This is a genomic window from Rhizobium sp. CNPSo 3670, from assembly GCF_057784555.1.
Genome location: NZ_JBXSOL010000006.1, coordinates 246367 through 272651, shown reverse-complemented (window position 1 = coordinate 272651; position 26285 = coordinate 246367). Strand labels below are relative to the sequence as shown.

The window sequence follows — 26285 nt, the reverse complement described above, 5'->3', positions numbered from 1 at the left end:
GCTTTTCGAAAAAAATCATTTTTCTTTCAAGTCATTGTTTTTTCAGAAGAATTTTCTGTGGAGCCTGTCGGTGCGCTCATTTTCCGGTTTCTGAGCTGTCTCCACCGAGCCGGAGAAGTGAACATTCGTCGGCTTTTCGTGGAAAGAGCGCCCTTTCGTCTCTCGCGCCCCGACATGATCACAATCTGCTGGTCTTTACGTACACATGATTCACACAGGCAAATGCAGATAGGCTGCCTTTCCAGTGCACGATTTGACTTCGGTGCCCAAAATATGCACATCTTTCGCCCCAGCCAGGATGGCCGAGACATGCTTCCAGAGACGTCAAATGTAAGGACGCGGACCCGACTGCCATGATGACGGAGAAAATGATGATCCGCTCGTTGGGCAACGAGCCTCCGCTTCTGGCTGACGGCAGGCGTGCGCCTGACAAGCGCGAAGTTTCCTTGCGCTGGCTCTCGGGCACGTTCCTCACCGGCATCACATCCTCTGTCCTGATGGGCGTCGCCCTTTTTGCCGCGCTTGATGGCCGCCAGCAGCTTGCGATTCCTGCCGAGGCCTATGCGAGTGCCGTCGCAGAGGCGCATGTGGACACGAGCGTCGTCCGTGGCGGTCGGCTGATCGCGCCCGCCATCGCCGCAAAACCTTCGGACCGGGCGATCATGGAAGTATCGACCGTTGTCCACGACGGCGAGAAGGAGGTCGTGCGCCGCCAGCCTTTCGCGCATGTGAAGATGACGCTGGCCGCCAACCACGTGGCGACCGAGGACTACCCCGATTTCGATCCCCTGGCGATATTTTCCGCCGACGAGCCGCAGCCCGCCCCGCAGAGCCGCACCGGCGCACTCTATGGCTCCGACGTTGAATCCGAAGTCAGTCTGAAGACCGTTCCCTTCCCGACCGCCAAGACCAGTATGAAAATGGCCTCTGGCCTGTCGCTTGAGGAGGTCGAGGAAAACGTCCGCTCCAACGGCTCCGTGCTCACCGACGGCAATACGCAGCTTGCGGCCCTCTATTACGTCGATCCGCGTCGTTTCTCCAACGAGGAAACCGATGTCGATTTGACCGCAGGCCTGTCCGCCCGCGTGCTCGAGCAGAACATGACGGTCTCTGCGCCGGAATCGATCACGCCGCAGACCGAAGAATTCGCCGACGACATCCTTCCGGTTCGCGCGGATACATCGATCGCCAAGGCGCTTACGGACTCAGGCTATCCACAGCAATATGCCGATGGCATTGCCAATTATATCTCGCAGCAACTCGGCGCCAGCGATCTCGAAAAGGGTGACGTGCTGCGCATCGGCATTATCCAGAAGGGCGAACAGGCAAAGATCATCCGCGCCAGCGTCTACCGCGGCACTCGCCATCTGGTCACCGTGGCCCTGGACGACAAGGGCAAGTATGTGCCGGGCAGCGAGCCGCCGATGCTGGATGCGATCGCCACGGCCTTCGATGACAATACATTCGCTCCGCCGCCTGGACAGAACCTGCCGCGCGTCTATGACGGAATCTATCGTGCCGCCCTTTCCTACGGCATGACCAAGGATATGACCGCGCTGATCATCAAGTTGCTCGCAAGCAACGTCGATTTCCAGGCGCAGCTGAGACCGACCGATAAGCTGGAGGCTTTCTTCTCCGTCGCCGACAGCAGCGGCCAGGCGACCGAGGATTCCGAACTGCTCTACGTCAATGCTCGTTTTGGCGATACGCAAACGCGCTTCTATCGCTTCCAGGATCCCGATGACGGGACGGTCGATTACTTCGACGAGAACGGCAAGAGCATTCGCCAGTTCCTGTTGCGCAACCCGGTTCCGAACGGCATTTTCAAATCGGGCTTCGGCATGCGCCGCCACCCGATCCTCGGTTTCGCCCGAATGCATACAGGCGTCGATTGGGCCGCGCCACGTGGCACCGCGATCATCGCCGCCGGCAATGGCACAGTCGAAAAAGCCGGTTGGGATTCCGGCGGATACGGCAATCAGACGATCATCCGCCATGCCAATGGCTACGAATCCTCCTACAATCACCAGAGCGCCATCGCCAAAGGCGTCGTTCCCGGCGCGAAAATACGTCAGGGCCAGGTGATCGGCTGGGTCGGCACCACGGGAGAATCAACCGGCCCGCACCTGCATTACGAGCTGATCGTCAACGGCACCAAGGTCGATCCGTTGCGCATCCGCCTTCCGGGCGGGAAGTCGCTGCAGGGCGAGGCGCTGGCGAAATTCGAAGACGAGCGAAAGCGTATCGATACGCTGCTGAACAACCCGACGCCGGAGCAGGTGGCGAGCAAGTAATCTCTAAACGAAATGGCGGCCGAAGCCGCCATTTCTCATTCCGAAGCAAACTAAATTAAGCCGCAGCGCTGACCGTCTGCCGCGTGCTGAACTGCAGCCGGTCCGAGCCGTTCGTCACCTTGACAGTCGATCCGTCCGGCACCTGGCCCGACAGGATCTGCTCGGCCAACGGGTCCTGCACGAACTTCTGGATAACCCGCTTCAGCGGCCTTGCGCCGTAAATCGGATCGTAACCCTTGTTCGCCAGCCAGTGACGAGCGTCCTCGTCAAGGTCGATGACGATCTTGCGTTCGGACAGCAATGCCACCAGCCGCTTCAGCTGAATGTCGACGATCGCACCCATCTCCTCGCGTTTGAGGCGGTGGAAGAGAATGATCTCATCGATGCGGTTCAGGAATTCCGGCCGGAAATGCCCACGCACGACATCCATCACCTGCTCGCGAACCGTATCGCTATCGTCGCCGTCCCGGAGCTGCGTCAGATATTCGGCTCCGAGGTTCGAGGTCATGATGATCATCGTATTGCGGAAATCGACTGTCCGGCCCTGGCCGTCTGTCAGCCGTCCGTCGTCAAGCACCTGCAGCAGGATGTTGAAGACGTCGGGATGTGCCTTCTCGATCTCGTCGAACAGCACGACCTGATACGGCCGTCGGCGTACGGCTTCCGTCAGCGCTCCGCCTTCGTCATAGCCGACGTAGCCGGGAGGTGCACCGATCAGTCGGGCGACGGAGTGTTTCTCCATGTATTCCGACATGTCCATGCGCACCATCGCCGTTTCGTCATCGAAGAGGAAGCGGGCGAGCGCCTTGGTGAGCTCCGTCTTGCCGACGCCGGTCGGGCCGAGGAAGATGAACGAGCCGATAGGCCGGTTCGGATCTTGCAGGCCGGCGCGGGCGCGGCGGACGGCGCGCGACACGGCCTGAACCGCATCGCCCTGGCCGATCACCGATTTTGCCAGCTCGTCTTCCATCCGAAGCAGCTTGTCACGTTCGCCTTCCAGCATCTTGTCGACCGGGATGCCGGTCCACCGGGAAACGACATGGGCGATATTGTCGGGGCTGACGACCTCCTGCACCATCGCGCCGCGCTCGCCGTCCTGCTTCTCGGCTTCGACCAGTTGCTTTTCGAGATCCGGAATGACGCCGTAGGTCAGTTCGCCGGCGCGCTGGAACTCGCCCTTGCGCTGGGCGATCGCCAGTTCGTTGCGGGCATCGTCGAGCTGCTTCTTGAGATCGGCGGCAAGGCCGAGCTTCTGCTTTTCCGCCTGCCAGCGGGCCGTAAGCGCATCGGCCTCCTCTTCAAGCGCGGTGAGTTCGGTCTCAAGCCGCTTCAGCCGGTCGGCGGAAGCAACGTCGGTTTCCTTCTTCAGCGCCTCGCGCTCGATCTTCATCTGAATGATCCGGCGGTCGAGTTCATCGAGTTCTTCCGGCTTAGAATCCACCTGCATGCGCAGTCGCGCCGCTGCCTCATCCATCAGATCGATCGCCTTATCGGGCAAAAAGCGATCCGTGATATAGCGGTGGGACAGCGTCGCGGCGGCGACCAGCGCCGCATCGGCGATGCGCACCTTGTGATGTTGCTCGTATTTCTCCTTGAGTCCGCGCAGAATCGAGATCGTGTCTTCGACCGTCGGTTCGTCGACGACGACGGGCTGGAAGCGGCGCGCAAGCGCCGGATCCTTCTCGACATGTTTGCGATACTCGTCGAGCGTTGTCGCGCCGACGCAATGCAGCTCGCCGCGGGCAAGGGCGGGCTTCAGAAGGTTCGAGGCATCCATCGCCCCGTCCGCTTTGCCGGCACCGACCAGCGTGTGCATTTCGTCGATGAACAGGATTATCTCGCCGTTTTCCGCCTGCACTTCATTGAGCACGGCCTTCAGCCGCTCTTCGAATTCGCCGCGGTATTTCGCGCCGGCAATCAGCGCGCCCATGTCGAGCGCCATCAGCTTCTTGTCCTTGAGCGATTCCGGCACGTCACCGTTGACGATGCGCAGAGCCAGACCTTCGACGATCGCGGTCTTTCCGACGCCCGGCTCGCCGATCAGCACCGGATTGTTCTTGGTGCGGCGCGACAGGACCTGGATGGTGCGGCGGATCTCATCGTCACGGCCGATCACCGGATCGAGCTTGCCCTCGCGGGCCTCGCCAGTGAGGTCGCGGGCGAACTTCTTGAGTGAATCGAAGCCCTGCTCGGCACTGGCGGAATCCGCCGTCCGGCCCTTGCGGATATCGTTGATGACTTGGTTGAGGCCTTGGGCCGTCACGCCTGCATTCTTCAGCGTCGAATAGGTCGAAGCCGAGGATTCGATCGCCAGCGCCTGCAGCAGACGTTCGACCGTGACGAAACTGTCGCCGGCTTTCTTGGCCGCCTCTTCCGCGGTCGAAAGCACCTTGGCGAGCGGCTGCGCTAAGTAGATGTTGCCGTTGCCGCCTGATATCTTCGGCACCTTGGCAAGAGCCGCGTCATTGGCGAGGCGAGCAGCCTTGACATCGCCGCCAGCACGCTCGATCAGCGACGCGGCCATGCCCTGATCGTCATCGAGCAGAACTTTGAGCACGTGTTCGGGTGAAAATTGCTGATGCCCCTGCGCCAGCGCATAGGTCTGGGCCGACTGGATGAAACCGCGCACCCGCTCGGAATATTTCTCGATATTCATATTCTACCTCCATTGATCGCCCTGCCCTTACGAGGCGCAGACCGATGATTGAGATCGACCCCCTGAAAAGGCAGGTCGCGCTTGGCCCGTCTGGGATTTGGGCGAAGCAGTCGAAGAGAATATGGTACGCTGTTCCGGGAGTTTAAAGAGCCCATAAGACGAAAATCCCCGGTACGAAGGCCGGGGATTTTCAAGGAAATTCGAACAGATGGCATAAGTACCCGGCTCTCCCCGAAAGGAGCGGCCAGATCCCTTATTCCGATGCGGCATCCGCCAGAACCGGTGCCTCGGCGGAAGCACCCTCGCCTTCGGGGGCTGCATCGCCGTCTGCGCCGCGACGCGGGCGACGGGGACGATTGCCGGGGCTACGACGACGGGGCTGGCGTTCGCGTGACTGGCCGGCAGAGCCTTCCTCGTCCATGGCGACCTCGGCTGGAATGCCTTCGATCTCCGGCTGTGGGCCGGTTCCGTCGATGATTTCGGGCTGGGGTGCCGGGGCAGGCGCCGCAACTGGTGCCGGCGCCGGCTTTGTCTGCGCCTGCGGCTGATGCTGTCTGCTCTGCGGCGGCTGGACGACGACGACATCGTCGCCGTCATTGTCGCTGACATCGATGTCGTCGCTGTCGCGATCCGTCGCGTCGCGGTCATTGTAGTCACTGCGATCGTCGCGCTGGAACCGCTCCTGCATCTGCGCCTGAGCGCTGGCGATGATCCGATTGTAATGTTCGGCGTGCTGAAGATAATTCTCGGCTATCACACGGTCGCCGGAGCTCTGGGCATCACGGGCAAGCTGCGCATATTTCTCGGCGATATGCTGTGCAGTACCGCGAATCTTCACATCGGGGCCGGAGCTGTCATAGGTCCGGGTCAGCGGGTTGCCGCCCTTGCGGTTGAAATTGTTGTTATTGTTATTTCCGCCGCCGCCATTGTTATTGTTGTTACCACGCCCTCGACCGCGCTTGTTTTGCTGTCCTGGCCTCATAGATCGTTCACCTGAATTCTCTGTTTGTGATGGATACATGGCACCAACCGCCATGACCGGAAAACCGGGTCAGGACCTTTGTGCCGCGAGCATACTGCGCCTTTGCGCCGACCTGCCGCTTGGTTCTCAAGTCAGTTTGACTGATTCACGCGTTGGGTCGTGTTCAACCGTTGAAACTCTCGTTTAAAAGAGCGGACCCCCGAGGCAAACCAAGTACCGAACGAATCTCGTTCATTCCTATCTGCCCAACACGTGTCCGCAACCTATATTGCTTCCCTGGGAAATCCAAGCCTTTTCTTCGCAATAGCAATAATGTCCCGCCCAATACCGCAATTATCGCCTTTTACGCGAGCGCGAAAACGAGCGCCCTGTCGTTCTGACCATAATCTTTCACGGATTTGAGGCACCTGAAGCCTTCCGCTTCGAAGATCGCCGTCACATCGTTTCGCTGATCGTAGCCGATTTCCAGTCCCACGACCCCTTCGGGCCTCATGAACCTTGCCGCATCCTTGGCTATGGCTTTGTAAGCGTCAAGCCCATCCGGGCCGCCATCCAGCGCTGCAACCGGATCAAATTTCGTCACTTCAGGAGCGAGATCGTGAATGACATTGGAGGCAATATAGGGCGGATTTGAGACAATCGCGTGAAACGAGCCCTGGATGTTCTCGAACCATCTCGACTGCACGGCCTGAAAGCGATCCTGCAACCCGTTTCTTTCTGCGTTTGACTTTGCCGTCCGAAGTGCATCCGACGATATGTCGCTGCCGATACCTGACGCCTCGGGACATTCGCTCAAAAGCGCAAGACATATCGCCCCAGTCCCGGTTCCGATATCAAGAATATGGAGATGGCGTTGCGCCATTGCAAGGTCCTTCAGATAAGGAAGCACCGTATCGACCAGGATTTCCGTATCCGGACGCGGCTCCAGAGTTTCCGCCGACAAGCCAAGCGGCAGACCATAAAATTCCCGCTCGCCCAGAATACGATGCACCGGCTCATGGCCGAGCCGGCGTTCCACCGCCTTGAAAATCACATCAATCTGCTCAGGTGAAAGCCTCTCAGCCGACCGCGTCAACAGCTCCGTCGACGACAGTTTCAAAAGACCTGCGACAAGCAGCCGCGCATCGGTCGCCGGATCGACAATGCCCGCCTCGGTGAAACGACGGCGCGCTTCGGCAAGCGTGTCGGCGACCGTAGCGCTCACTGCTGTTCACCGAGCTGCGCCAGCTGGCTTGCCTGGTAGTCGGCCATCAGCGCGTCGACGACCTCCTCGATCTCCCCTTCCATCATCCGGTCGAGCTTGTAAAGCGTCAGATTGATGCGATGGTCCGTGACGCGCCCTTGAGGGAAATTGTAGGTACGGATGCGTTCCGAACGATCACCGGAACCGACCTGGCTCTTGCGATCGGCCGAGCGCTCGCTGTCGGCGCGCTGCCGCTCGGCGTCGTAAAGCCTGGAGCGCAGCACCTGCATCGCCTTGGCGCGGTTCTGATGCTGCGATTTTTCCGAGCTGGTGACGACGATGCCGGTCGGCAAATGGGTGATGCGCACTGCCGAATCCGTGGTATTGACGTGCTGGCCGCCGGCTCCCGAAGAGCGCATGGTGTCGATGCGGATGTCTTCCGGCCGAATCTCGATGTCGATCTCCTCGGCCTCCGGCAGCACCGCCACCGTCGCGGCCGACGTGTGAATGCGCCCGCCCGCCTCGGTCTCCGGCACGCGCTGCACGCGGTGCACGCCAGATTCGAATTTCAGCTTAGCGAAGACGCCCCTTCCGGTGATCGTCGCAATGATTTCCTTATAGCCGCCGGCTTCGCCCTCACTTGCCGAGAGCACTTCGACTTTCCAGCCCTTCTCGGAGGCGAAACGCTCGTACATGCGAAAGAGATCACCGGCGAAAAGTGCTGCTTCCGAGCCGCCGGTGCCGGCGCGGATTTCGAGGATTGCGCTTTTCTCGTCGGCCGCATCTTTCGGCAGAAGCAGAATTTGCATCTCCTGCTCCAGCGCCTCGATCCGCTCCTTCACCTCGGGCAGTTCGAGTTCGGCGAGGTCTCGCATCTCACGATCGACCGATTTGTCCTCGAGCAGCGTTTCGAGATCGGCAAGCTCGGCGACAGCCTTTTCATAGGCGCGGATCTTCGTCACGACAGGCTGCAGCTCGGAATATTCGGATGCAAGCTTCACATACACATCGGCGGCTGGACCGGCCGACATGCGCGCTTCGATCTCGCCGAAACGGCGTTCCAGCTCGCGCATCTTTTCAACGGGAAGCTTCGCCACCCTGCACTCCGATTCTTCTTATATTTCTCTAAAGGGGAATATTGTGGCTCTCGGCGAAGCGGGCAAGCACCTCGCGCATCGGCACCGTGCTGCGATGATCGTCCAGCACTTCGTCCATCACCTTCGCCAATGCCCCGACATCAAGCCCGAGCAGCATTGCCTTTACAGGGCCGATCGAGGCCGGCGACATCGAGATCGAGCGAAAGCCGACGCCAAGCAGCGCCATTGCCGAAAGTGGCTTGCCGGCAAGCTCCCCGCAAAGCGTCACGGGCGTCTTGTTCCGATCCGCCCCACGCACGATATCCCGGAGGATCCGCAGGAAAGGCTTGCCGAGTGGGTCGAAGCGATCCGACACCCTCGCATTGCCGCGATCGACCGCCATAGAAAACTGGAAGAGGTCGTTGGAACCGACCGAGACGAAATCGACCGCCTCCATCAGTTCGTCAAGCTGCCAGAGCAGCGCGGGTACCTCCAGCATCGCTCCGAATTGCAGCTTGCGCGGCAGCCCATGCCCGAAGCGCGATAGATGCTGCACTTCCTTCTGCAGGAGCTCGCGCACCATCTTCAACTCGGAAACCTCGGTCACCATCGGCACCATCAGCTTCAGCTCGGTGCCGGCCGATGCCTTCAGCAGGGCGCGCAGCTGGGTGCGCAACAATCCCGGCCGGTCGAGCGACAACCGGATCGCGCGCCAGCCGAGCGCGGGATTTTCTTCCTCATGGCCTCGGAAATAAGGCACCACCTTGTCGCCGCCGATATCGAGCGTGCGGAAGGTGACCACGCGGCCTGCCGCCTGTTTGATCACATTACGGTAGAACTGCTCCTGCTCTTCCGCCTTCGGCATGGTCGAAGCGATCATGAACTGCAGCTCGGTGCGGAAGAGACCGATACCCTCCGCACCCGATTCCGAGAGCTGCGGCAGGTCGACCAGCAGGCCGGCATTCATCATCAGCGAAATCCGCTGGCCGTCCTTGGTGACCGGCTCGATGGCACGCAGCGCCCGGAACTGCTCCTGCCGCCTCGCGCGGAAGCGCACCTTTTCTTCGTAGGAGCGCCGGTGATCGGCCATCGGGCGAAGATGCACATGCCCTTCGTCGGCGTCGATGATCACGGCATCGCCATTCTCGGCGAGCGCCACAACGCCCGCCGCCTGGCCGATGACGGGAATGCCCATGGCGCGGGCGACGATCACCACATGGCTTGTCACCGCCCCTTCTTCCAGCACCAGTCCGCGCACATTGGCGCGGGGATAATCGAGCAGCTCGGCCGCTCCCATGGCCCGCGCCAGGATAATCGCGTCATTGGGAAAACCTTCGGCGGTCGTGCGCCCGGTATAACCCGTCAACTGCCTGAGCAATCGGTTCGCCAGATCCTCGAAATCATGCATGCGTTCGCGCAGATAAGGGTCGGTCAACCGCATCATCCGCGCCTTGGTGTCGCTCTGCACCTTTTCGACCGCCGCTTCGGCCGTCAGGCCGTTGCGGATCGCCTCCTCGAGCTTGCGCACCCAGCCCTGGTCATGCGCGAACATACGATAGGTTTCGAGCACCTCGCGATGCTCGCCCTCCATCGACACGTCACGGCGCGACAGCATGTCGTCAATCGAGATCCTGAGCGACCCCATGGCCTCCGCCAGCCGCCGGATCTCCTTCTCCGTATCCTCGTTCAGCAGGTTGGTGACGACGATGCGCGGCTCGTGCAAGACGACATAGCCGAGGCCGATGCCGTCATTATAGGTGTCGCCGTCGATCGTCACCGAGCGTGTCAGATCGAGTTCGAGGCCGGGCTTGGTGATCTTCTTGAGCTCGCCGGTGGCGATCATCTCGGCAAGCACCATCGCCGTCGTTTCGAGCGCTTCCACTTCCTCGTCGCGATAGTTGCGGCTCGCCTTGTTCTGCACGACGAGAACGCCAAGCGAGCGCCCGGTCCTGAGGATCGGCACACCGAGGAAGGAATGGTAGATTTCTTCGCCCGTCTCCGGCAGGTAACGGAAGGCCGGATGCGACTGCGCGTCGGAAAGGTTCAGCGGCTGCGCCGAGGCCGCAATCGTGCCGACCAGGCCCTGTCCCATCTTCAGCTGCGCCAGGTGCACCGCCTCTCGGTTCAGGCCTTCGGTCGCATAGAGTTCGAGCACACCGTCGGCGCGCAGCACGTAGACGGAGCAGACTTCCGCCACCATGTTGCTGGCAATCTGGCGGACGATCCGGTCAAGACGATCCTGCGGCTCCAGCGGCTCTGCCATCAACTCGCGCAGCCGCCTGAGCAGCACGCGCGGACCGCCGGAAAGGTCTCTCATGGCGTCTCAAGCTCCCGAAACAACGCACTCAGTCCCGGCAGGCCGGCCCTCGTCTACTCAACCTGAAGGGGCAGGCCGCCCACTGGGAATCAATTCTTATCCAGACCGTAGCAGGAATGCAAAGTCCTGACAGCGAGTTCTGCATAGGGACCGTCGATCAGGATGGAAATCTTGATCTCGGAGGTGGTGATCGCCTTGATGTTGATGCCTTTTTCGGCAAGTGCACGAAACGCGGTGGCAGCAACACCCGCATGGCTGCGCATGCCGATTCCGATGACCGAGACTTTCACCAGCCCCGATTCGTTCTGCACGACATCGTAACCGATCTTCTCCTTATGGTCGCCGAGCACCTTGATCGCCTTCTCGACGTCGCCTGACGGCACGGTGAAGGTCATGTCGGTCTTCGATCCGTCCTCGGAGATATTCTGGACGATCATGTCGACATTGATATGGGATTCGGCAAGCGGCCCGAAGATCGCGGCGGAGACGCCCGGCCGGTCGGCAAGACGGCGAAGCGAGATCTGAGCCTCATCCTTGGCATAGGCGATGCCGGTGACTACTTCCTGTTCCACGATTTCATCCTCGTCACAAATCAGCGTTCCGGGCGGGTTCAACAGATCGCCCATGCCCGGAGCATCGGGATCTTCGAAAGACGATCGCACGAAGGTACGCACCTTGTGCACCATGGCAAGCTCCACCGAGCGCACCTGCAGCACCTTGGCGCCGAGCGAGGCCATTTCGAGCATTTCCTCGAAGGCGATCTTCTTCAGCCTACGCGCCTGCGGCACGATACGCGGATCGGTCGTATAGACCCCATCGACATCGGTATAGATATCGCAGCGATCCGCTTTGACAGCCGCGGCAATGGCGACGGCCGATGTGTCCGACCCGCCGCGTCCCAGAGTGGCGAGGCGGTTGTCAGGCCCCAATCCCTGGAAACCGGCGATAACGGCGACCTGTCCCTCGCCCATGCGCTTGATGATGTCGGAGCCGTCGATTTCCAGAATCCGGGCAGCGCCATGCGCATTGTCCGTGCGGATCGGAATCTGCCAACCCTGCCAGGAGCGGGCATTGATATCCATCGCCTGCAATGCGATCGCAAGCAGCCCAGACGTCACCTGCTCGCCGGAAGCGACCACCGCGTCATATTCGCGCGCATCGTAAAAGGGAGAATTGGCGCCGATCACCTTCGGCATGCCTTGCACCCAGCCGACCAGCTCATTGGTCTTGCCGGACATGGCCGAGACCACCACCGCGACCTCGTGGCCGGCATCGACTTCGCGTTTCACGTGGCGGGCAACGTTCTTGATGCGGTCCAGGTCAGCGACGGACGTGCCGCCGAATTTCATTACGATGCGTGCCATATGCCTCTACCACGACTGGCGCCGGACAGCGGAAACCCGACCCGGCATCACGAAAGCTCTGGGGCGAACCGCTTGGCGAAAGAGCCGGGCTTCCATTTCTGGAACCGCTCTAAAGCCCAGGCCCCTGAAGGCCCCAAGTTGCGGCGTCTCTTAGCGAGTTTGGCGGGGGGAGGCAAGCGTACACGATAAAAGCAATTGCCGGCCATTTGCACGCTCGCCCCTCCCTTATGCGCCGCCCCTTGACTTATGCCCCCGATCGTCCGACTTCACATGACATGAACGATGGAGAACACCATGACGGAAACCGCCAGAAGCACGATCGACCAGGGCGAAGTGGACCGCTTCTCGGCGATGGCGGCGGAATGGTGGAGCCCGACCGGCAAGTTCAAGCCACTGCACAAGTTCAATCCCGTCCGCCTCGCCTATATAAGAGACAAGGCCTGCGAGAATTTCGGCCGTGATCCGAAAAACGCCCGGCCGCTCGAAGGTCTGCGCGTGCTCGATATCGGCTGCGGCGGCGGCCTCCTGTCTGAGCCCGTCGCGCGCATGGGCGCCTCCGTCGTCGGCGCCGATCCTTCCGAGAAGAACATCGGCATTGCTTCGACCCACGCCAAGGCGTCTGGTGTCCCGGTGGACTATCGCGCCGTCACTGCCGAGGAGCTTGCAGATGCCGGCGAGACCTTCGATATCGTCTTGAACATGGAAGTGGTCGAACACGTCGCCGACGTCGAACTCTTCATGACGACCTGCGCGAAAATGGTCCGCCCCGGCGGCCTGATCTTCGTCGCCACCATCAATCGCACAATGAAGGCGGCGGCCCTTGCCATCTTCGCTGCCGAGAACATCTTGCGCTGGCTGCCGCGCGGGACGCATCAATATGAAAAGCTGGTGCGCCCCGAAGAATTGGAAAAGCCGCTCGCGGCAAGCGGTCTCGAGATCACCGACCACACCGGCGTCTTCTTCAACCCGCTGTCGAACCAGTGGAATCTGTCCCGAGATATGGATGTGAACTATATGTTGCTGGCGAAGCGGCCGGCATAATCAATAAGCCGGCTACACTTCGGCGGATGCTCCCGCCAAGAAGGCCGGGTGCACTGACTGCATCTTAGTTTACGTCCTCCGGCAGCACTGGAATGGCGGCGATCTCAATGCCCTCTTCGACGAGCGCCTGGGCCTCGTCGACCGTCGCCTGCCCGATGATGCCGCGGGCATCCGCCTCGCCATAGTGGATCTTGCGGGCCTCCTCAGGGAACTTCGCACCGACATCCTCGGAATTGGCCTTGACGGCCGCGACCGCCTCTTTCAGCTTTTCCAGGGCCTCGCGGCGCATGGCGTCCATCGCCAGCGTCTGCCGCTCGTCCTTCTTGCGCGCGGTCGACACCGAAGGCGCCATCAGGAGCTTGGAGACGGCGGCGGAATGGCAGACCGGGCAGGTCAGGAAGCCGCTGGCGACTTGGCGGTCGAAATCGGCGCTTTCCGAAAACCAGCCTTCGAACTCATGGGCATTGTCACAGGTAAGGGAATAGCGGATCAAGCGGCGACGCCTCCTGCGACTGCCCCCGCGATCTTCTCGACCGAGAATTCCCGGCCATTCCTCAGATTCGGGATCTTGTCACGGGCGGCCTTGACCGCGCCGGGATCGATCTCGGCGAGGATGATCGCCTCGCCGGTCGCGCCGGCGGACACCAATACCGTTCCCCAAGGATCGATAATCATCGAATTGCCAAAAGTCTCGCGTCCGTCCTCGTGGCGGCCGGCTTGCGCAGCAGCGATGACAAAGACGCCGTTCTCGATCGCGCGTGCCCTCAGCAGGATTTCCCAATGCGCCTCACCGGTCTGCCTGGTGAACGCTGCAGGAACCGTCATTACCTCGGCACCGGCGATCGCCTGCGCACGGAAGAGCGCCGGAAATCGAACGTCGTAGCAAATGGCGAAGCCCATTTCTGCGAAGGGCAGCGACAGGACGCGCGCTTCCGAGCCGGCCGTATAGGCCGCACTTTCGCGCCAGCTTTCGCCATTGTCGAGATCGACGTCGAACATGTGGATCTTGTCATAACGATTGAGAATCCGCCCATCGGCACCGAACAAGAACCCGCGGTTGGCAATCTTGCCGTCGGCAAGCGCGATCGGCGTCGATCCGACATGCATGTAGATGCCAAGTTCCGCTGCAAGCGCCGAACCGGTCTTGACGATGATATCGCGAGTCTCGTCGGCAAGCACGGCGCGTGCCGCCGCCCGATCACGCTGCAACATTCCGGTCATTTCGGGTGTCTGCACATAGGTCGCGCCTTGAGCGGCAGCCTCGCGCACCAGCCGCGCCATCGCTGCGGCGTTCTTTTCCGGATCGACCCCGGAGCACATCTGGACGGCGGCGGCCCTGAAGCTCATCGGTTCGTCCTCAGGCCGCCAGCATCGGGTCGAGCTTGCCGGCCCGGTCGAGCGCGAAGAGGTCGTCGCAGCCGCCGACATGTTTGGTGCCGATGAAGATCTGCGGAAATGTCGTGCGCCCGTTCGCCTTGCCGATCATCTCCTGGCGGAGATCCGGCGAATATGTAGCGTCATGCTCGACATAGTCGACACCCTTCTGTTCGAGAAGGGACTTGGCGCGGCTGCAATAGCCGCAGAACTGCCGTGTATAGATCGTGACGGGTACCATGATATCTCCAGACGAATGCCGGGTATTTTCTGTCATATAGGCTCGGAGAGAGCCCTTGCAAAGGTCAAAACCGTTATCTCGGCCGCACCCGCCTTGCGCAGCGTCCGGCTGGCGGCGGCGACCGTCGCCCCGGTCGTATAGACGTCGTCGACAAGCACGATACGCTTGCCGAAAACGTCGTTCTCGCAGCCTTTGGCAATCGCGAAAGCACCTCTGACATTGTCCTCGCGCGCCTTGGCGCCGAGGCCGACCTGCTGACTGGTGCGCTTGACGCGGATGAGCGTTGCGGCAAGCAGCGGCTTGCCCGATAGGCTCGCCATATGGCGGGCAAGTTCGGCAGCCTGGTTGAACTTACGCGCCAGCATGCGGGTGCGGTGCAACGGCACCGGGATCAGCGCATCGCAGCTTTCCACCGCGCCGTCGGAAGCGCGCAGCATCCAGACGGCCATCATCGGCGCCAGATCGGTACGATCGCGATATTTCAACCCGTGAACGAGATCTCGGATGGCATGATCGTGCGTCGCCGCTGACCGCAACCGGTCGAAAGGCGGCGGATTGGCGATCGCCTCGGCGCTGAGGATGCCGACGCCGAGATCATGCGAGAAGGGAATGCCGAGCACTTCGCAATAGGGCCGCTCGATGAATCGGATGCCGGACCAGCATTTCGCACACAGTCCGCGATGGTCGCCGGTCGAAATGCCGCAGACGGAACAGGCGGGCGGATAGAGAAAATCGGCGAGCGCCGAAAACGGTCGCAGGAGATGCGCCCGGAGCAAATCTGCCGGCCATTCGGGTTGGATCCGTTTCATAAGGTCGAGACTAGCCTGTTCTCTTCGAAAGGAAAATCGCCTTGCCGCTTCAGCGAGCCGGGACTATGGACATTCCCATGGAAACGATCTTCGACAGAGCCCTGATCGCCGCACATCGCCATCGCGCGCTTGTCAACAACGACCTGAAAGCCGCTTTCCTGCTCGACATCGCGGCCAAGGAAATGGCCGAGAGGCTTGATGTCGTCGAGCGGCGCTTCGACACCGCCGTTGAATTGCATGGCACGACCGGTGCAGCTGCCCGCGCGGCGCTGGCGACGGGCAAGATCGGCGCGATGATCCGCGTCGAGAGCGAAAGGGCCTATACGGGCCCGGGCGAAACCTTGATCGAGGCGCCGCTCGAGGAGGTGCCGCTTCCGCCGCAATCGGCCAATCTCATCCTCGCACCGCTCAGCTTGCATCTGACCAACGATACGCCCGGCGTTTTCATCCAGATTCGGCGCGCCCTGAAGCCGGACGGCCTGTTCCTGGCGGCCATTCCCGGCGCCGGCACGCTGCAGGAACTGCGTGAAGTGCTTTTGGCCGCCGAGGTCGAGACGACGGGCGGCGCAAGCCCCCGTGTCGTTCCCTTCGCCGATGTGCGCGATATCGGCAGTCTGATGCAGCGCGCCGGCTTCACCCTGCCGGTGATCGACGCAGAGAACTATACGGTCCGATATGACTCGCTCTTCCCGCTGATGCGCGATCTCAGGGCGATGGGCATGAGCAATCCGCTTGCAGCCCGCAGCCGCATGCCGCTGACGCGCGCCTTCTTCCTGCGCGCCGCAGAGATCTACGCCGAACGATATTCCGATCCCGACGGACGCATTCGCGCGACATTCTCGATCATCTATGTCTCCGGATGGGCTCCGCACGAGAGCCAACAGAAGCCGCTCCAGCCGGGCTCGGCCAAAGCACGCCTTGCCGACGCGCTGAAAGTGGACGAACACAAGCTCAAGCAGTGATCGTCCGCAGCTTCTTCAATTGACAGTGATATTGTTGCTGACCACGTTGAAGACGTTCTGCAGGCTGCCGGTGAAGATGCCGAGACCGGAGACAAGCGCCGTGCAAATGATGGCGGCGATCAGGCCGTATTCGACCGCCGTTGCGCCAATGTCATCTGCAAGAAATGCTTTCCAAAGACGCATTACCCCAACCTTCTGCGTGAACCGCCTGCATCGATCAATTCCGCAGCCACCGAGCGATGGCCATCATTCCAAGCGTCCGGCTTCAGCAACCGGCGCCGACGCCGTAGCCTTGGACGACGCAGACTGAGCCGGGCGTGTCCTGAAGGACGCTACGACGAATGGTATAGTGCTTGCCGCTTTCGTTCTTCGGAATCGATCCGGTCGTGATCGTATCGAAATCGACCGGTGCGCTCGCAAAGACGCTTTTCTTCGAGGAATCCGCAAGCATGGGCGTCAGAATCAACGTCAACGCGACCACCGCCGTGCCGAACAGAAGGGCGATATTGAGCGCACCGGTCCTGCGCGAGGCAGACGAAGCCCGTTCCTTTTCCCGGACAGCTTTCCAGAAATCATCGTCCATGACGTCAAGCCTTTTAATACACGCACGCCAGATGCTTGATTGAGGCCGATCTTTGGCAGAAGGTGTTAAACGATCCATTAATATCCACAGCCGAAAATGCCGCGGCGAGACAATAATCAGCTAATGCTAAAGTAAATCCTGCAACATCGGGATCAGCGGCTCGTCGGCCGGCGGCATCGGGTAATCCCGTAGCGCCTGCGCACGCACCCATTTCAGAGCCTGCCCCTCGCGGCCCTGGGCAATCCCCTCATAGCGCCGGCAGATATAAAGCGGCATCAGCAGGTGGAACGTCTCGTAGGAATGGCTGGCAAAGGTGAGCGGCGCCAGGCAGGCGATCTTGGTCTTCACACCAAGCTCCTCCTCGAGCTCGCGCACCAGCGTCTCCTCCGGAGTCTCGCCGGGCTCGATTTTCCCTCCGGGAAACTCCCAGAGCCCCGCCAGCGACTTTCCCTCAGGACGCTGTGCCAATAGGATACGCCCGTCGGCATCGATCAGCGCACAGGCGGCGACCAGCAATATCTTCCGGCCTGCCTCGCTCATCGCGACCCTCGCTGCCAATAGCAGTAATGATAGGCGTCGCGAAACCCGAGGCGCTCGTAAAGCGCGATGGCCGGGCGATTGGAAAGCTTGACCTGCAGCCAGGCCGAACGGGCGCTACGCATGCGCGCCCAGCGTAGTGCTGACGTCAAGATTTCGGTGCCGAGCCCTTCGCGCCGTCGCGTTTCGCAGACCGAAAGCGACATGATGCCGGCAAGATCGTTATCCTGGACGCAGAGCACGGTCGCGAGCGGTCCCTCCACGGCATTCTCGATGAGGAAAAGCCCCGACGGCGGCTTGATCGCCGAAATGATTTCGGCAAGCGCCGGTTTCAGGCTCACTGGCGCCCCGTCGACCGCCAGGTTGGCATCGACGAAACGACCGACATCGTGGGTCGGCAGATGATCGAGAGTGTCCGGCAGCTCGGCCTCGGTGAGATCGCAGGTCATCACCACGGTCTCGTCGAACCGTGTCCAGTTCCGGGCGCTGAGAAGCTCGATCAGCACCGGCGAGGCGAGCGGTGTCTGACGGACCACGGCGGCGCGGCCATAGGCCTCGAACTTCCGGCTCGCCTTTTCCAGACGGATCTCGACATCGCGATGGTCCGAGGGGTCGAGCGGCACAATGGAATTCAGCCGGTTGGACGGGTGGCCCGCCGTCAGCCGCACCTGCCAGCTGCCGTCATATTGCACGGACGCCGCCGGCCAGGCGCGAAAGCCGACGGCCTCCAGCCTGCGGACCAACGGCAGATTCTTTGAAGATATGGATGCCTGGCCCAATGGACGATCAGCTCCGATAGTCGCCATTGATTGCAACATATTCCTTGGTGAGGTCGCAGGTCCAGACGGTTGCCGACCCCGTACCGAGGCCGATATCGACTTTAACGGGGATGTCCTGCGCTTTCATCACATTCGAGGCGGCGGCCTCGGAATAATCCGGGTCACGCTCGCCGTTGACGGCGACCCTGATATCGCCAAACCAGATGGCAAGCCGGTCACGATCCGCCATCTCCCCGGCTTTGCCGACGGCCATGACAATACGGCCCCAATTGGCGTCTTCGCCGGCGGCCGCCGTCTTGACAAGCGGCGAATTGGCGATCGACAGCGCAATGCGCTTGGCGGCGGCATCGCTCTCGGCGCCCGTTACAGTGATTTCGAGCATCTTGGTGGCGCCTTCGCCGTCGCGCACAACCTGCAGCGAAAGGTCCTTCAGCACTTCGTTCAGGGCGGCGCGGAAAGCTGCAAGGCGCGGATCGTCGGCGCGTTCGATGTGGGCCTGGCCGTCCTCGGCCGCAGCCCCCGTCGCAAACAGCATCAGCGTATCGGAGGTGGACGTGTCGCTGTCGACGGTCATGGAATTGAAGGTCGGCCCGACGCCGTCGGACAGAAGCGCCTGTAGCGCTTCGGAGGCGATATCGGCATCGGTGACGACGAAGGAGAGCATAGTCGCCATGTCGGGCGCAATCATGCCGGCGCCTTTGGCAATGCCGTTGATCGTCACGGCCACGCCGCCGATCTCGGCGCTGCGGGTCGAAACTTTCGGATAGGTATCGGTCGTCATGATCGCCTTGGCGGCTTCGAACCAGAAATCGCCGGTCGCCTCGGCCTGCATCCTGTCAAGAACGCCAGCGAATTTGGTGGCATCGAGCGGCTCACCGATGACGCCGGTCGATGCCAGATAGATCTCGTTTTCGCCGCAGCCGACGGCCGCAGCAGCCGACTTCGCCGTCAGCGCGGTCGCCTGGCGGCCCTTCATGCCGGTAAAGGCATTGGCATTGCCGGAATTGACGACGACGGCGCGCGCAGTGCCGTGGGGCAGGTTCGCACGGCAGAAATCGACTGGCGCGGAGGGGCATTTGGAACGGGTGAAGACGCCCGCGACCGATGCCGGCTTATCGAAGACCATCATCAGCACGTCGGTGCGGTTCTTGTACTTGATGCCGGCCGAAGCCGTCGCCATGCGCACGCCGCGCAGCGAAGGCATCGGAACGAAGGATTTCGGGGCGAGCGGCGAAACGGAACCGGACATGATGAAACCTGCCAATGAGCATTTCCCGGCGACTGAAAGAACCGGCTCGCCGTCCGGAAATGCGACAACAACGATACGGAAGGGCCCGGAAGAACCGGGCCCTGATGCGAATATTTACTGCTTCGGCGCCGGCTGGGCGGGCTCGCTGCCCGGCTCCGGCTGCTTGTTGGCCTCGTCGTAACCCTTACGCAAAGTCTCGTCCGAGATCTCGATCTTGGCAGAAGACTTCGCCTGATTGAGCAGGGCAAGATACTTGTCGCGCATGACGAGCTGACGAACCTGGTCCTGCACCTGATCGAAAGGCGGCGGCGGAGCGTCGCGCTTGTCCTCGACCTTGATGACATGATAGCCGAAATCAGTCTTGACCGGCGTTTTCGAATAGGCACCCTTCTCGAGCGCGAAGGCCGCGTCCTCGAATTCCTTCACCATACGGCCGCGCGAGAAATAGCCGAGATCGCCACCTTCCGACTTGTTGGGGTCGGTGGATTTTTCCTTGGCGAGTTCGGCGAAATCCTTGCCAGCGTCAAGCTGCTTGATGATGTCCTTGGCTTCGTCCTCAGTCTTGACCAGGATGTGGCGGGCGTGGACTTCTTCCTGCTTCGGCAGGGCTGCGACTTCCTTGTCGTAACGGGCCTTGATTTCGTCAGGCGTCACTGTGTCGACGACGTGCTTCTTGAAATAGGCGTTGTGAAGCTCACGATCGGTGAGATACTGCATGCGCTTCTTGAATTCGTCGGTCTGGTCGAGCTTCTCAGTCGTGGCGCCGGTCGCAAGCAGTTTCACATCGATGGCTGCGGAGAGCGCCGCGACCTTCTTCTGGTCATCGGGAAGCTGCGCCAGCTGCGGATCGAGGTTGGCAACGGCGAGATCGAGTTCAGACTGGTGGATCTCCAGATTGCCGACCATGGCGACGACGGCGTCCTCAGCATGGGCCGGAGCCTGGAATGCAACAAAAGTTGCAAACGCCAGCACGGCGAATTTATTGGTGCTCAACATCAAATAACCCTTCACAGTTACATCGCCGGCTTCAGCATCGCCTGTTCCAGCTCAAAATAGCCATCAACACCGGATTGTGGCCTTTCTGTATCCGCCAAATCCGTTGACATCATTCGACCCCCCTCTTATCTGTCACGCAACCTCGCGTCCAGAACAGTTTCCGGGCGTTTCAAGGCGTGCGCCCGTTTTTCGGCTGGGCCACGGACAAGAAACGTCGCGGATGAATATTGAGAAAGGACCAGTCACATGGTCAGCTTTGGCGGTATAGCCCGCAAGTTATTTGGGTCGTCCAATGATCGCCGCGTGCGGTCCTACCAGCCGAACGTCGCCGCGATCAACTCCATCGAAGAGAAGACGAAGGCGCTGACGGACGAGCAGCTCGCGGCAAAGACCGTCGAATTCCGCGCCCTTCTCGCCGAAGGCAAGACGCTCGACGACATTCTGATTCCCGCCTTCGCCGTCGTCCGAGAGGCGTCGCGCCGCGTTCTCGGCCTGCGACCTTTTGACGTACAGCTGATCGGCGGCATGATCCTGCATTCGAATGCGATCGCCGAGATGAAGACCGGCGAAGGCAAGACCCTCGTCGCCACCCTGCCGGTCTATCTGAACGCGCTTTCCGGCAAGGGCGTGCACGTCGTCACCGTCAACGACTATCTTGCCCAGCGCGATGCCGCGACCATGGGCCGCGTCTACAGCTTCCTCGGCATGACCACAGGCGTCATCGTCCATGGCCTCTCCGACGAGGAGCGCCGCGCGGCCTATGCCTGCGACATCACCTATGCCACCAACAACGAGCTTGGCTTCGATTATCTGCGCGATAACATGAAGTACGAGAAGAATCAGATGGTCCAGCGCGGCCACAATTTCGCGATCGTCGACGAAGTCGACTCGATTCTCGTTGACGAAGCGCGCACGCCGCTGATCATCTCCGGTCCGCTCGACGACCGTTCCGAGCTCTACAATACGATCGACGCCTTCATTCCGCTGCTCGCGCCCAGCGATTACGAGATCGACGAGAAGCAGCGTTCCGCCAACTTCTCCGAAGAGGGCACCGAGAAGCTGGAAAACCTGCTGCGTCAGGCCGGCCTCTTGAAGGGTAACGCGCTCTACGACATCGAGAACGTCGCAATCGTCCACCACATCAACAATGCGCTCAAGGCCCACAAACTCTTCCAGCGCGACAAGGACTATATCGTCCGCAACGACGAAGTCGTCATCATTGATGAATTCACCGGCCGCATGATGCCGGGGCGGCGTTATTCGGAAGGCCAGCACCAGGCGCTCGAAGCCAAGGAAAAGGTGCAGATCCAGCCGGAAAACCAGACGCTGGCTTCGATCACTTTCCAGAACTACTTCCGCATGTACGATAAGCTCGCCGGCATGACCGGCACTGCGCAGACGGAAGCGGAAGAATTCGCCAACATCTATAATCTCGACGTGGTCGAAGTCCCGACCAACCTGCCGATCAAGCGTATCGACGAGGACGATGAGGTCTATCGGACCTTCGACGAGAAGTTCAAGGCGATCATCGACGAGATCCTCGATGCTCATAAGCGCGGTCAGCCGGTGCTCGTCGGTACGACCTCGATCGAGAAGTCGGAGCTGCTTGCCGAGCGCCTGCGCAAGCAGGGTTTCAACGACTTCCAGGTGCTGAACGCCCGCTACCACGAGCAGGAAGCCTATATCGTCGCCCAGGCCGGTGTACCGGGCGCCGTCACGATCGCCACCAATATGGCCGGCCGTGGCACCGACATTCAGCTCGGCGGCAACCTGGAAATGCGTATCGAGCGCGAGCTAGGCGATGTCGAAGCCGGTCCGGAGCGCGACGCAAAGGTCCAGGCGATCGTCGAGGAAATCAAAACTCTCAAGGAAAAGGCGCTTGCTGCCGGCGGTCTCTACGTCATCGCCACCGAACGCCACGAAAGCCGCCGTATCGACAACCAGCTGCGCGGCCGCTCCGGCCGTCAGGGCGACCCCGGCCGCTCGAAATTCTACCTTTCGCTTCAGGACGACCTGATGCGCATCTTCGGCTCCGACCGCATGGACAGCATGCTGACCAAGCTCGGCCTCAAGGAGGGCGAGGCGATCGTCCATCCGTGGATCAACAAGGCTCTCGAGCGCGCGCAGAAGAAGGTCGAAGCCCGCAACTTCGATATCCGCAAGAATCTGCTGAAGTATGACGACGTCCTCAACGATCAGCGCAAGGTGATTTTTGAGCAGCGTCTCGAGCTGATGGAATCGACCAATATTTCCGAGACCGTCTCCGACATGCGCCGCGAAGTGATCGAGGATCTGGTCGAAAAGCATATCCCCGAGCGCGCCTATGCCGAACAGTGGGATGCCGTCGGCCTGAAGACCGGCGTTGCCAATATCCTGAACCTCGATCTGCCGATCGAGGAGTGGTTCAAGGAAGAAGGCATCGGCGAGGATGACATTCGCGAGCGCCTGACGCAGGCCGCCAATGCCGCCTTTACCGAAAAGGCCGAGCGCTTCGGCGACGACATCATGCATTATGTCGAACGCTCGATCGTCATGCAGACGCTCGATCATCTCTGGCGCGAGCATATCGTTAACCTCGACCATCTGCGCTCCGTCATCGGTTTCCGCGGTTATGCCCAGCGCGATCCGCTGCAGGAATACAAGTCCGAAGCCTTCGAGCTTTTCACCGGCCTCCTCAACAATCTGCGCGAGGCCGTCACCGCTCAGCTGATGCGCGTCGAACTGGTGCAGCAGGCGCCTGCAGAGCCCGAACCGCCGGTGATGCAAGCTCATCACCTGGATCCGACGACAGGCGAGGACGATTTCGCCCCGATCTACCAAGCTTCCGAAGTCTTCGTCTCACCTGAGAACCGGAATCCGGACGATCCCGCCACCTGGGGCAAAGTCGGGCGCAACGAGGCTTGCCCCTGCGGTTCCGGCAAGAAATACAAGCATTGCCACGGCGCCTTCGAGCAGGTCTGAGGCAAATCGCGAAAAACTGGAAATGCCGCCTTGGGGCGGCATTTTTCTTTTCTGCGGCAGCACCGAAACCCGGCCTTCGCAGCCGAATGGCGACCCGATCCGGAACCGTTTCTTAACCCTGCTCTGTCAAGACTTCAGAGACGATTTGCCTGACCTTTAGAGTTTTGCGTGTTCATCATGGCGGTCATAGAAACAGCGGAGAAACTGCTGCCCGCGGGCCTGCGCCCGATCGGCGGCCGCACGCTGCGCATGTTAGCCGCCATGCTCACCGAACGCGGCGAAAAAGCCAATGCCCGTCGCATGGCGCTGACGGCCTTTTCGATCCGTATCCTCAGCGCCGCGCTCGCCTTTATCTCGCAGATCGTGCTCGCACGGCTGATGGGCGAATATGAATATGGCATCTTCGTTTTCGTCTGGGTTTTGATCGTTGTCTTCGGCGATCTCTCCTGCCTTGGCTTCCACACCGCGATCGTCCGCTTTCTGCCGCAGTACAAGGCGGCGGGCGCCTTCGACGAAATCCGCGGCCTGACTGGCACGGCACGCATTTTTGCGATGCTTTCCGGCACGGTGATGCTCGCCGCCGGCATGATCGGGCTGCATTTCTTCGGCGATAGGATCGAAAGCTATTATCTCGTCCCGATCTTCATCGGCCTGCTTGCCATGCCGATGATCGCGCTCGGCGATATTCTGGAGGGCACGTCGCGGGCGAACCATTGGCCGGTGATGGCGCTGAGCCCGGTCTATATCATCCGGCCGATTCTCATCATCGCCTTCATGCTGATCGCGATTGCGATGGGCGCAGAGCATACGGCTGTCACTGCCATGCAGGCAGCGCTTGTCGCGACCTTCGTCACCGCTCTTGGCCAGTATGGCGCGACACTCTTGCGCCTCCGCCGGCATTATGACGAAGGTCCGCGCAAGGTCAATTTCCTCGCCTGGCTGAGCGTCGCCTTCCCGATCTTCCTCATTGAGGGCGTGAGTTTCCTGCTCACCAATTCCGATGTCATCGTTGTCGGCATTTTCCTTGAACCGCACGACGTCGCCGTCTATTTCGCCGCCGCCAAGACCATGGCGCTGGTGCATTTCATCAATTTCTCGGTCAAGGCCGCTTCCGGCCCGCGCTTTTCCTCGATCATTGCCGAATGCGATCAATCCCAGCTCGCCAACGCCGCTGTCGACGCCGCCCGCTGGACCTTCTGGCCGGCGCTGGTGGTCGGCCTTGCGGTGCTCGCGACCGGCCATCTGCTGCTGTCGCTGTTCGGCGGCGCCTTCACGTCAGGCTATCTTGTCATGGCGATCCTGCTTGCCGGCATCCTTGCCAAGTCGCTGGTCGGCCCGGCTGAAACGCTGCTGATGATGGCGGGCAAGCAGAACCTCTGTGTGGCGCTCTATGCCGGCGCATTGGCTGCCAATGTCGGCCTCAACCTTGCTTTGATCCCGCACCACGGCATCGAAGGCACCGCCGTCGCCACGGCCTCGGCCATGGCGGTCGAGGCTATCCTCCTGCATGTCGCCGTGCGCCGCACGCTCGGCATCGCCCTCTTCGCCTTCGCCAGCCCCTCCGCCGCAACGCCAGAAATGAGAGTTCGATAGATGGTGCGCCTGCCCCCCGTCACCGAAAGCACCGACAGCATCAGCAACCGCATGATCCATGAACTCGCGGCGCTGCATTTCGAAGCGCCGCAGGCCGAAGCCCGTGCCGAGATCGGCCGGGCGGGGCGCGAGCTCTGCCTCTATCCTGGCAAGCTCGGCTACGAACTTCAGGATGAGCTCGACTTCCTGTCCAACCGGGCGATGGAACCAAACGTTTTTTTCTCCGGCCGCTTCCTTGCGCCCGCCATGCCGCGGATCGAAGACCGGCAGGTCAATTTCGCCCTGATCCGCGATCACGCCGCCGGCCGTAGCCGCATGCGTTTCCTCCTGCCGTTTTCGGTCGACAGACCGGGCTTTGCCGTCGGCCCCTCGATCATCCGCGGCTGGTCGAACAGCTTCGGTCCGCTGGGCACACCGCTCGTCGACAGCGAAGATGCGGCCGAAACCCTCGACAATTTCTTCGAGGGACTGACCGTTCCCGACCTCAACCTGCCGAGCACGCTGGTCTTGCCGGATCTGAGATTGAACGGCATTTTCGTGCGCATGCTCAAGGCCGTGGCGCTCGGCCGCAACCTGCCGCTCACCGTGGCCAATCCCTATCTGCGCCCGATGCTGCAGAGTGAGGAAGAGGCGCCCGCCTATCTCGGCAAAACAATATCCTCGTCGCATATGCGCGAGATGCGCCGACAGTGGCGCCTGCTTGAGGAACAGGGAACGGCGGTCTATGCCGTCGCCCGTCAGCCGCGCGACGTCCACGTCCGCTTCGAGGAATTCCTGGCAATGGAGGCCGGCGGCTGGAAGGGCAAACGCCGAAGTGCTCTCGTCACCGATCGCTACCATACCGCCTTCGCGCGCGAAGCCGTCTCGAACCTTGCCGCCGTCGACGCCGTGCGCATCCATACGATCGATCTCAACGGCAAGGCGATCGCCGCCATCGTCGTTCTGATGATGGGCGGCGAGGCCTATACCTGGAAGACGGCCTATGACGAGAACTATGCCCGCTATTCGCCGGGCAAGCTCCTGATGAGCGAGCTCACGGAATGGCATCTCGATGACGCCAATATCGTGCGCTCGGATTCCTGCGCCGTCTCCGACCACCCGATCATGAGCCGCTTCTGGCAGGAGCGCGAGGAGATGGGAACTTTGGTCATCGGTCTGACGCAGAACGGCGACCGCGACATGCGCCAGGCCGCCGCCCAGCTGCACATGTATCGCAGCACCCGCAACATGGCGAAAATGCTGCGCGAGAAGATCATGTCGCTCGCCGGCCGAGGCTAAAGCATCTCCG

General features: G+C 61.1%; 22 protein-coding genes. 6 read left to right on the top strand and 16 right to left on the bottom strand.

Features of this window, described 5'->3' with window-relative positions:
* Positions 1–353 precede the first annotated feature (353 nt).
* Positions 354–2294 (top strand): M23 family metallopeptidase, encoded by a 1941-nt coding sequence (locus AC13QO_RS08850; RefSeq protein WP_085779596.1) that lies wholly within the window; start codon positions 354–356, stop codon positions 2292–2294.
* A 55-nt stretch (positions 2295–2349) separates the two neighbouring features.
* On the opposite strand, the gene clpB is transcribed toward AC13QO_RS08850, so the two are convergent.
* From clpB to AC13QO_RS08820, 6 genes are all read right to left on the bottom strand, one after another.
* The gene (gene clpB, locus AC13QO_RS08845; protein ID WP_488540467.1) at positions 2350–4950 is read right to left on the bottom strand and encodes an ATP-dependent chaperone ClpB; all 2601 of its coding nucleotides are present in this window, start codon (positions 4948–4950) and stop codon (positions 2350–2352) included.
* A gap of 253 nt (positions 4951–5203) precedes the next feature.
* Positions 5204–5932: a DUF4167 domain-containing protein gene (locus AC13QO_RS08840; protein ID WP_085779598.1), complete on the bottom strand. Its 729-nt coding sequence runs from the start codon at positions 5930–5932 to the stop codon at positions 5204–5206.
* A 343-nt stretch (positions 5933–6275) separates the two neighbouring features.
* Entirely contained in the window at positions 6276–7136 is an 861-nt protein-coding gene (gene prmC / locus AC13QO_RS08835) for a peptide chain release factor N(5)-glutamine methyltransferase (protein WP_085779599.1), read from the bottom strand.
* Entirely contained in the window at positions 7133–8212 is a 1080-nt protein-coding gene (prfA, locus tag AC13QO_RS08830; RefSeq protein WP_097601642.1) for a peptide chain release factor 1, read from the bottom strand. Before prfA ends, prmC begins: the two co-directional genes overlap by 4 nt.
* A 28-nt stretch (positions 8213–8240) precedes the next feature.
* Complete coding sequence (ptsP, locus tag AC13QO_RS08825) at positions 8241–10508, bottom strand: phosphoenolpyruvate--protein phosphotransferase (RefSeq protein ID WP_285196087.1); 2268 nt, start codon at positions 10506–10508, stop codon at positions 8241–8243.
* Between the two features lie 89 nt (positions 10509–10597).
* On the bottom strand, positions 10598–11872 hold the full coding sequence (locus AC13QO_RS08820) for an aspartate kinase (RefSeq protein WP_064686444.1): 1275 nt from the start codon (positions 11870–11872) through the stop codon (positions 10598–10600).
* A 294-nt stretch (positions 11873–12166) separates the two neighbouring features.
* On the opposite strand from AC13QO_RS08820, the gene ubiG reads away from it, so the two are divergent.
* Positions 12167–12913 (top strand): bifunctional 2-polyprenyl-6-hydroxyphenol methylase/3-demethylubiquinol 3-O-methyltransferase UbiG, encoded by a 747-nt coding sequence (ubiG, locus tag AC13QO_RS08815; RefSeq protein ID WP_488540466.1) that lies wholly within the window; start codon positions 12167–12169, stop codon positions 12911–12913.
* Positions 12914–12977: 64 nt separating this feature from the next.
* Here ubiG and AC13QO_RS08810 read toward each other — a convergent pair whose 3' ends face one another.
* From AC13QO_RS08810 to AC13QO_RS08795, 4 genes are read right to left on the bottom strand one after another with little or no spacing between them, the layout of a single operon-like run.
* Entirely contained in the window at positions 12978–13406 is a 429-nt protein-coding gene (locus tag AC13QO_RS08810) for a DUF1178 family protein (protein ID WP_085779603.1), read from the bottom strand.
* Positions 13403–14260 carry a carbon-nitrogen hydrolase family protein gene (locus tag AC13QO_RS08805; RefSeq protein WP_285196088.1) on the bottom strand — a complete coding sequence of 286 codons (858 nt, stop codon included), beginning with the start codon at positions 14258–14260 and terminating at the stop codon, positions 13403–13405. Before AC13QO_RS08805 ends, AC13QO_RS08810 begins: the two co-directional genes overlap by 4 nt.
* Before the next feature lie 10 nt (positions 14261–14270).
* Positions 14271–14528, bottom strand: a complete 258-nt coding sequence (gene grxC / locus AC13QO_RS08800) for a glutaredoxin 3 (RefSeq protein ID WP_085779605.1) — start codon at positions 14526–14528, stop codon at positions 14271–14273.
* A gap of 32 nt (positions 14529–14560) precedes the next feature.
* Positions 14561–15337: a ComF family protein gene (locus AC13QO_RS08795; RefSeq protein ID WP_488540465.1), complete on the bottom strand. Its 777-nt coding sequence runs from the start codon at positions 15335–15337 to the stop codon at positions 14561–14563.
* Between the two features lie 77 nt (positions 15338–15414).
* On the opposite strand from AC13QO_RS08795, the gene AC13QO_RS08790 reads away from it, so the two are divergent.
* A complete protein-coding gene (locus tag AC13QO_RS08790) occupies positions 15415–16299 on the top strand; it encodes a methyltransferase domain-containing protein (protein WP_488540464.1) in 885 nt (294 codons plus the stop codon).
* 15 nt (positions 16300–16314) lie between these two features.
* Here AC13QO_RS08790 and AC13QO_RS08785 read toward each other — a convergent pair whose 3' ends face one another.
* The 6 genes from AC13QO_RS08785 to AC13QO_RS08760 all read right to left on the bottom strand — a co-directional run bounded on the left by AC13QO_RS08785 (position 16315) and on the right by AC13QO_RS08760 (position 20443).
* Positions 16315–16482: a Flp family type IVb pilin gene (locus tag AC13QO_RS08785; RefSeq protein ID WP_085779607.1), complete on the bottom strand. Its 168-nt coding sequence runs from the start codon at positions 16480–16482 to the stop codon at positions 16315–16317.
* A gap of 82 nt (positions 16483–16564) precedes the next feature.
* A complete protein-coding gene (locus tag AC13QO_RS08780) occupies positions 16565–16882 on the bottom strand; it encodes a hypothetical protein (protein WP_064697586.1) in 318 nt (105 codons plus the stop codon).
* Positions 16883–17008: 126 nt separating this feature from the next.
* A complete protein-coding gene (gene mutT / locus AC13QO_RS08775; RefSeq protein ID WP_488540463.1) occupies positions 17009–17422 on the bottom strand; it encodes an 8-oxo-dGTP diphosphatase MutT in 414 nt (137 codons plus the stop codon).
* Entirely contained in the window at positions 17419–18225 is an 807-nt protein-coding gene (locus tag AC13QO_RS08770) for a GNAT family N-acetyltransferase (RefSeq protein ID WP_085779609.1), read from the bottom strand. The genes mutT and AC13QO_RS08770 overlap by 4 nt, the downstream gene beginning before the upstream one ends.
* Entirely contained in the window at positions 18206–19447 is a 1242-nt protein-coding gene (argJ, locus tag AC13QO_RS08765) for a bifunctional glutamate N-acetyltransferase/amino-acid acetyltransferase ArgJ (protein WP_183705415.1), read from the bottom strand. Before argJ ends, AC13QO_RS08770 begins: the two co-directional genes overlap by 20 nt.
* Before the next feature lie 114 nt (positions 19448–19561).
* Positions 19562–20443, bottom strand: a complete 882-nt coding sequence (locus AC13QO_RS08760; protein ID WP_085780207.1) for a peptidylprolyl isomerase — start codon at positions 20441–20443, stop codon at positions 19562–19564.
* Positions 20444–20689: 246 nt separating this feature from the next.
* Between AC13QO_RS08760 and secA the strand changes: the two genes are divergently transcribed.
* The 3 genes from secA (at position 20690) to AC13QO_RS08745 (ending at position 26275) form a co-directional block, all read left to right on the top strand.
* Positions 20690–23404 carry a preprotein translocase subunit SecA gene (gene secA, locus AC13QO_RS08755; protein ID WP_285196092.1) on the top strand — a complete coding sequence of 905 codons (2715 nt, stop codon included), beginning with the start codon at positions 20690–20692 and terminating at the stop codon, positions 23402–23404.
* A 177-nt stretch (positions 23405–23581) separates the two neighbouring features.
* Complete coding sequence (locus tag AC13QO_RS08750; protein WP_488540462.1) at positions 23582–24997, top strand: lipopolysaccharide biosynthesis protein; 1416 nt, start codon at positions 23582–23584, stop codon at positions 24995–24997.
* Complete coding sequence (locus AC13QO_RS08745) at positions 24998–26275, top strand: GNAT family N-acetyltransferase (protein ID WP_488540461.1); 1278 nt, start codon at positions 24998–25000, stop codon at positions 26273–26275.
* The last annotated feature ends 10 nt before the right edge of the window (positions 26276–26285 follow it).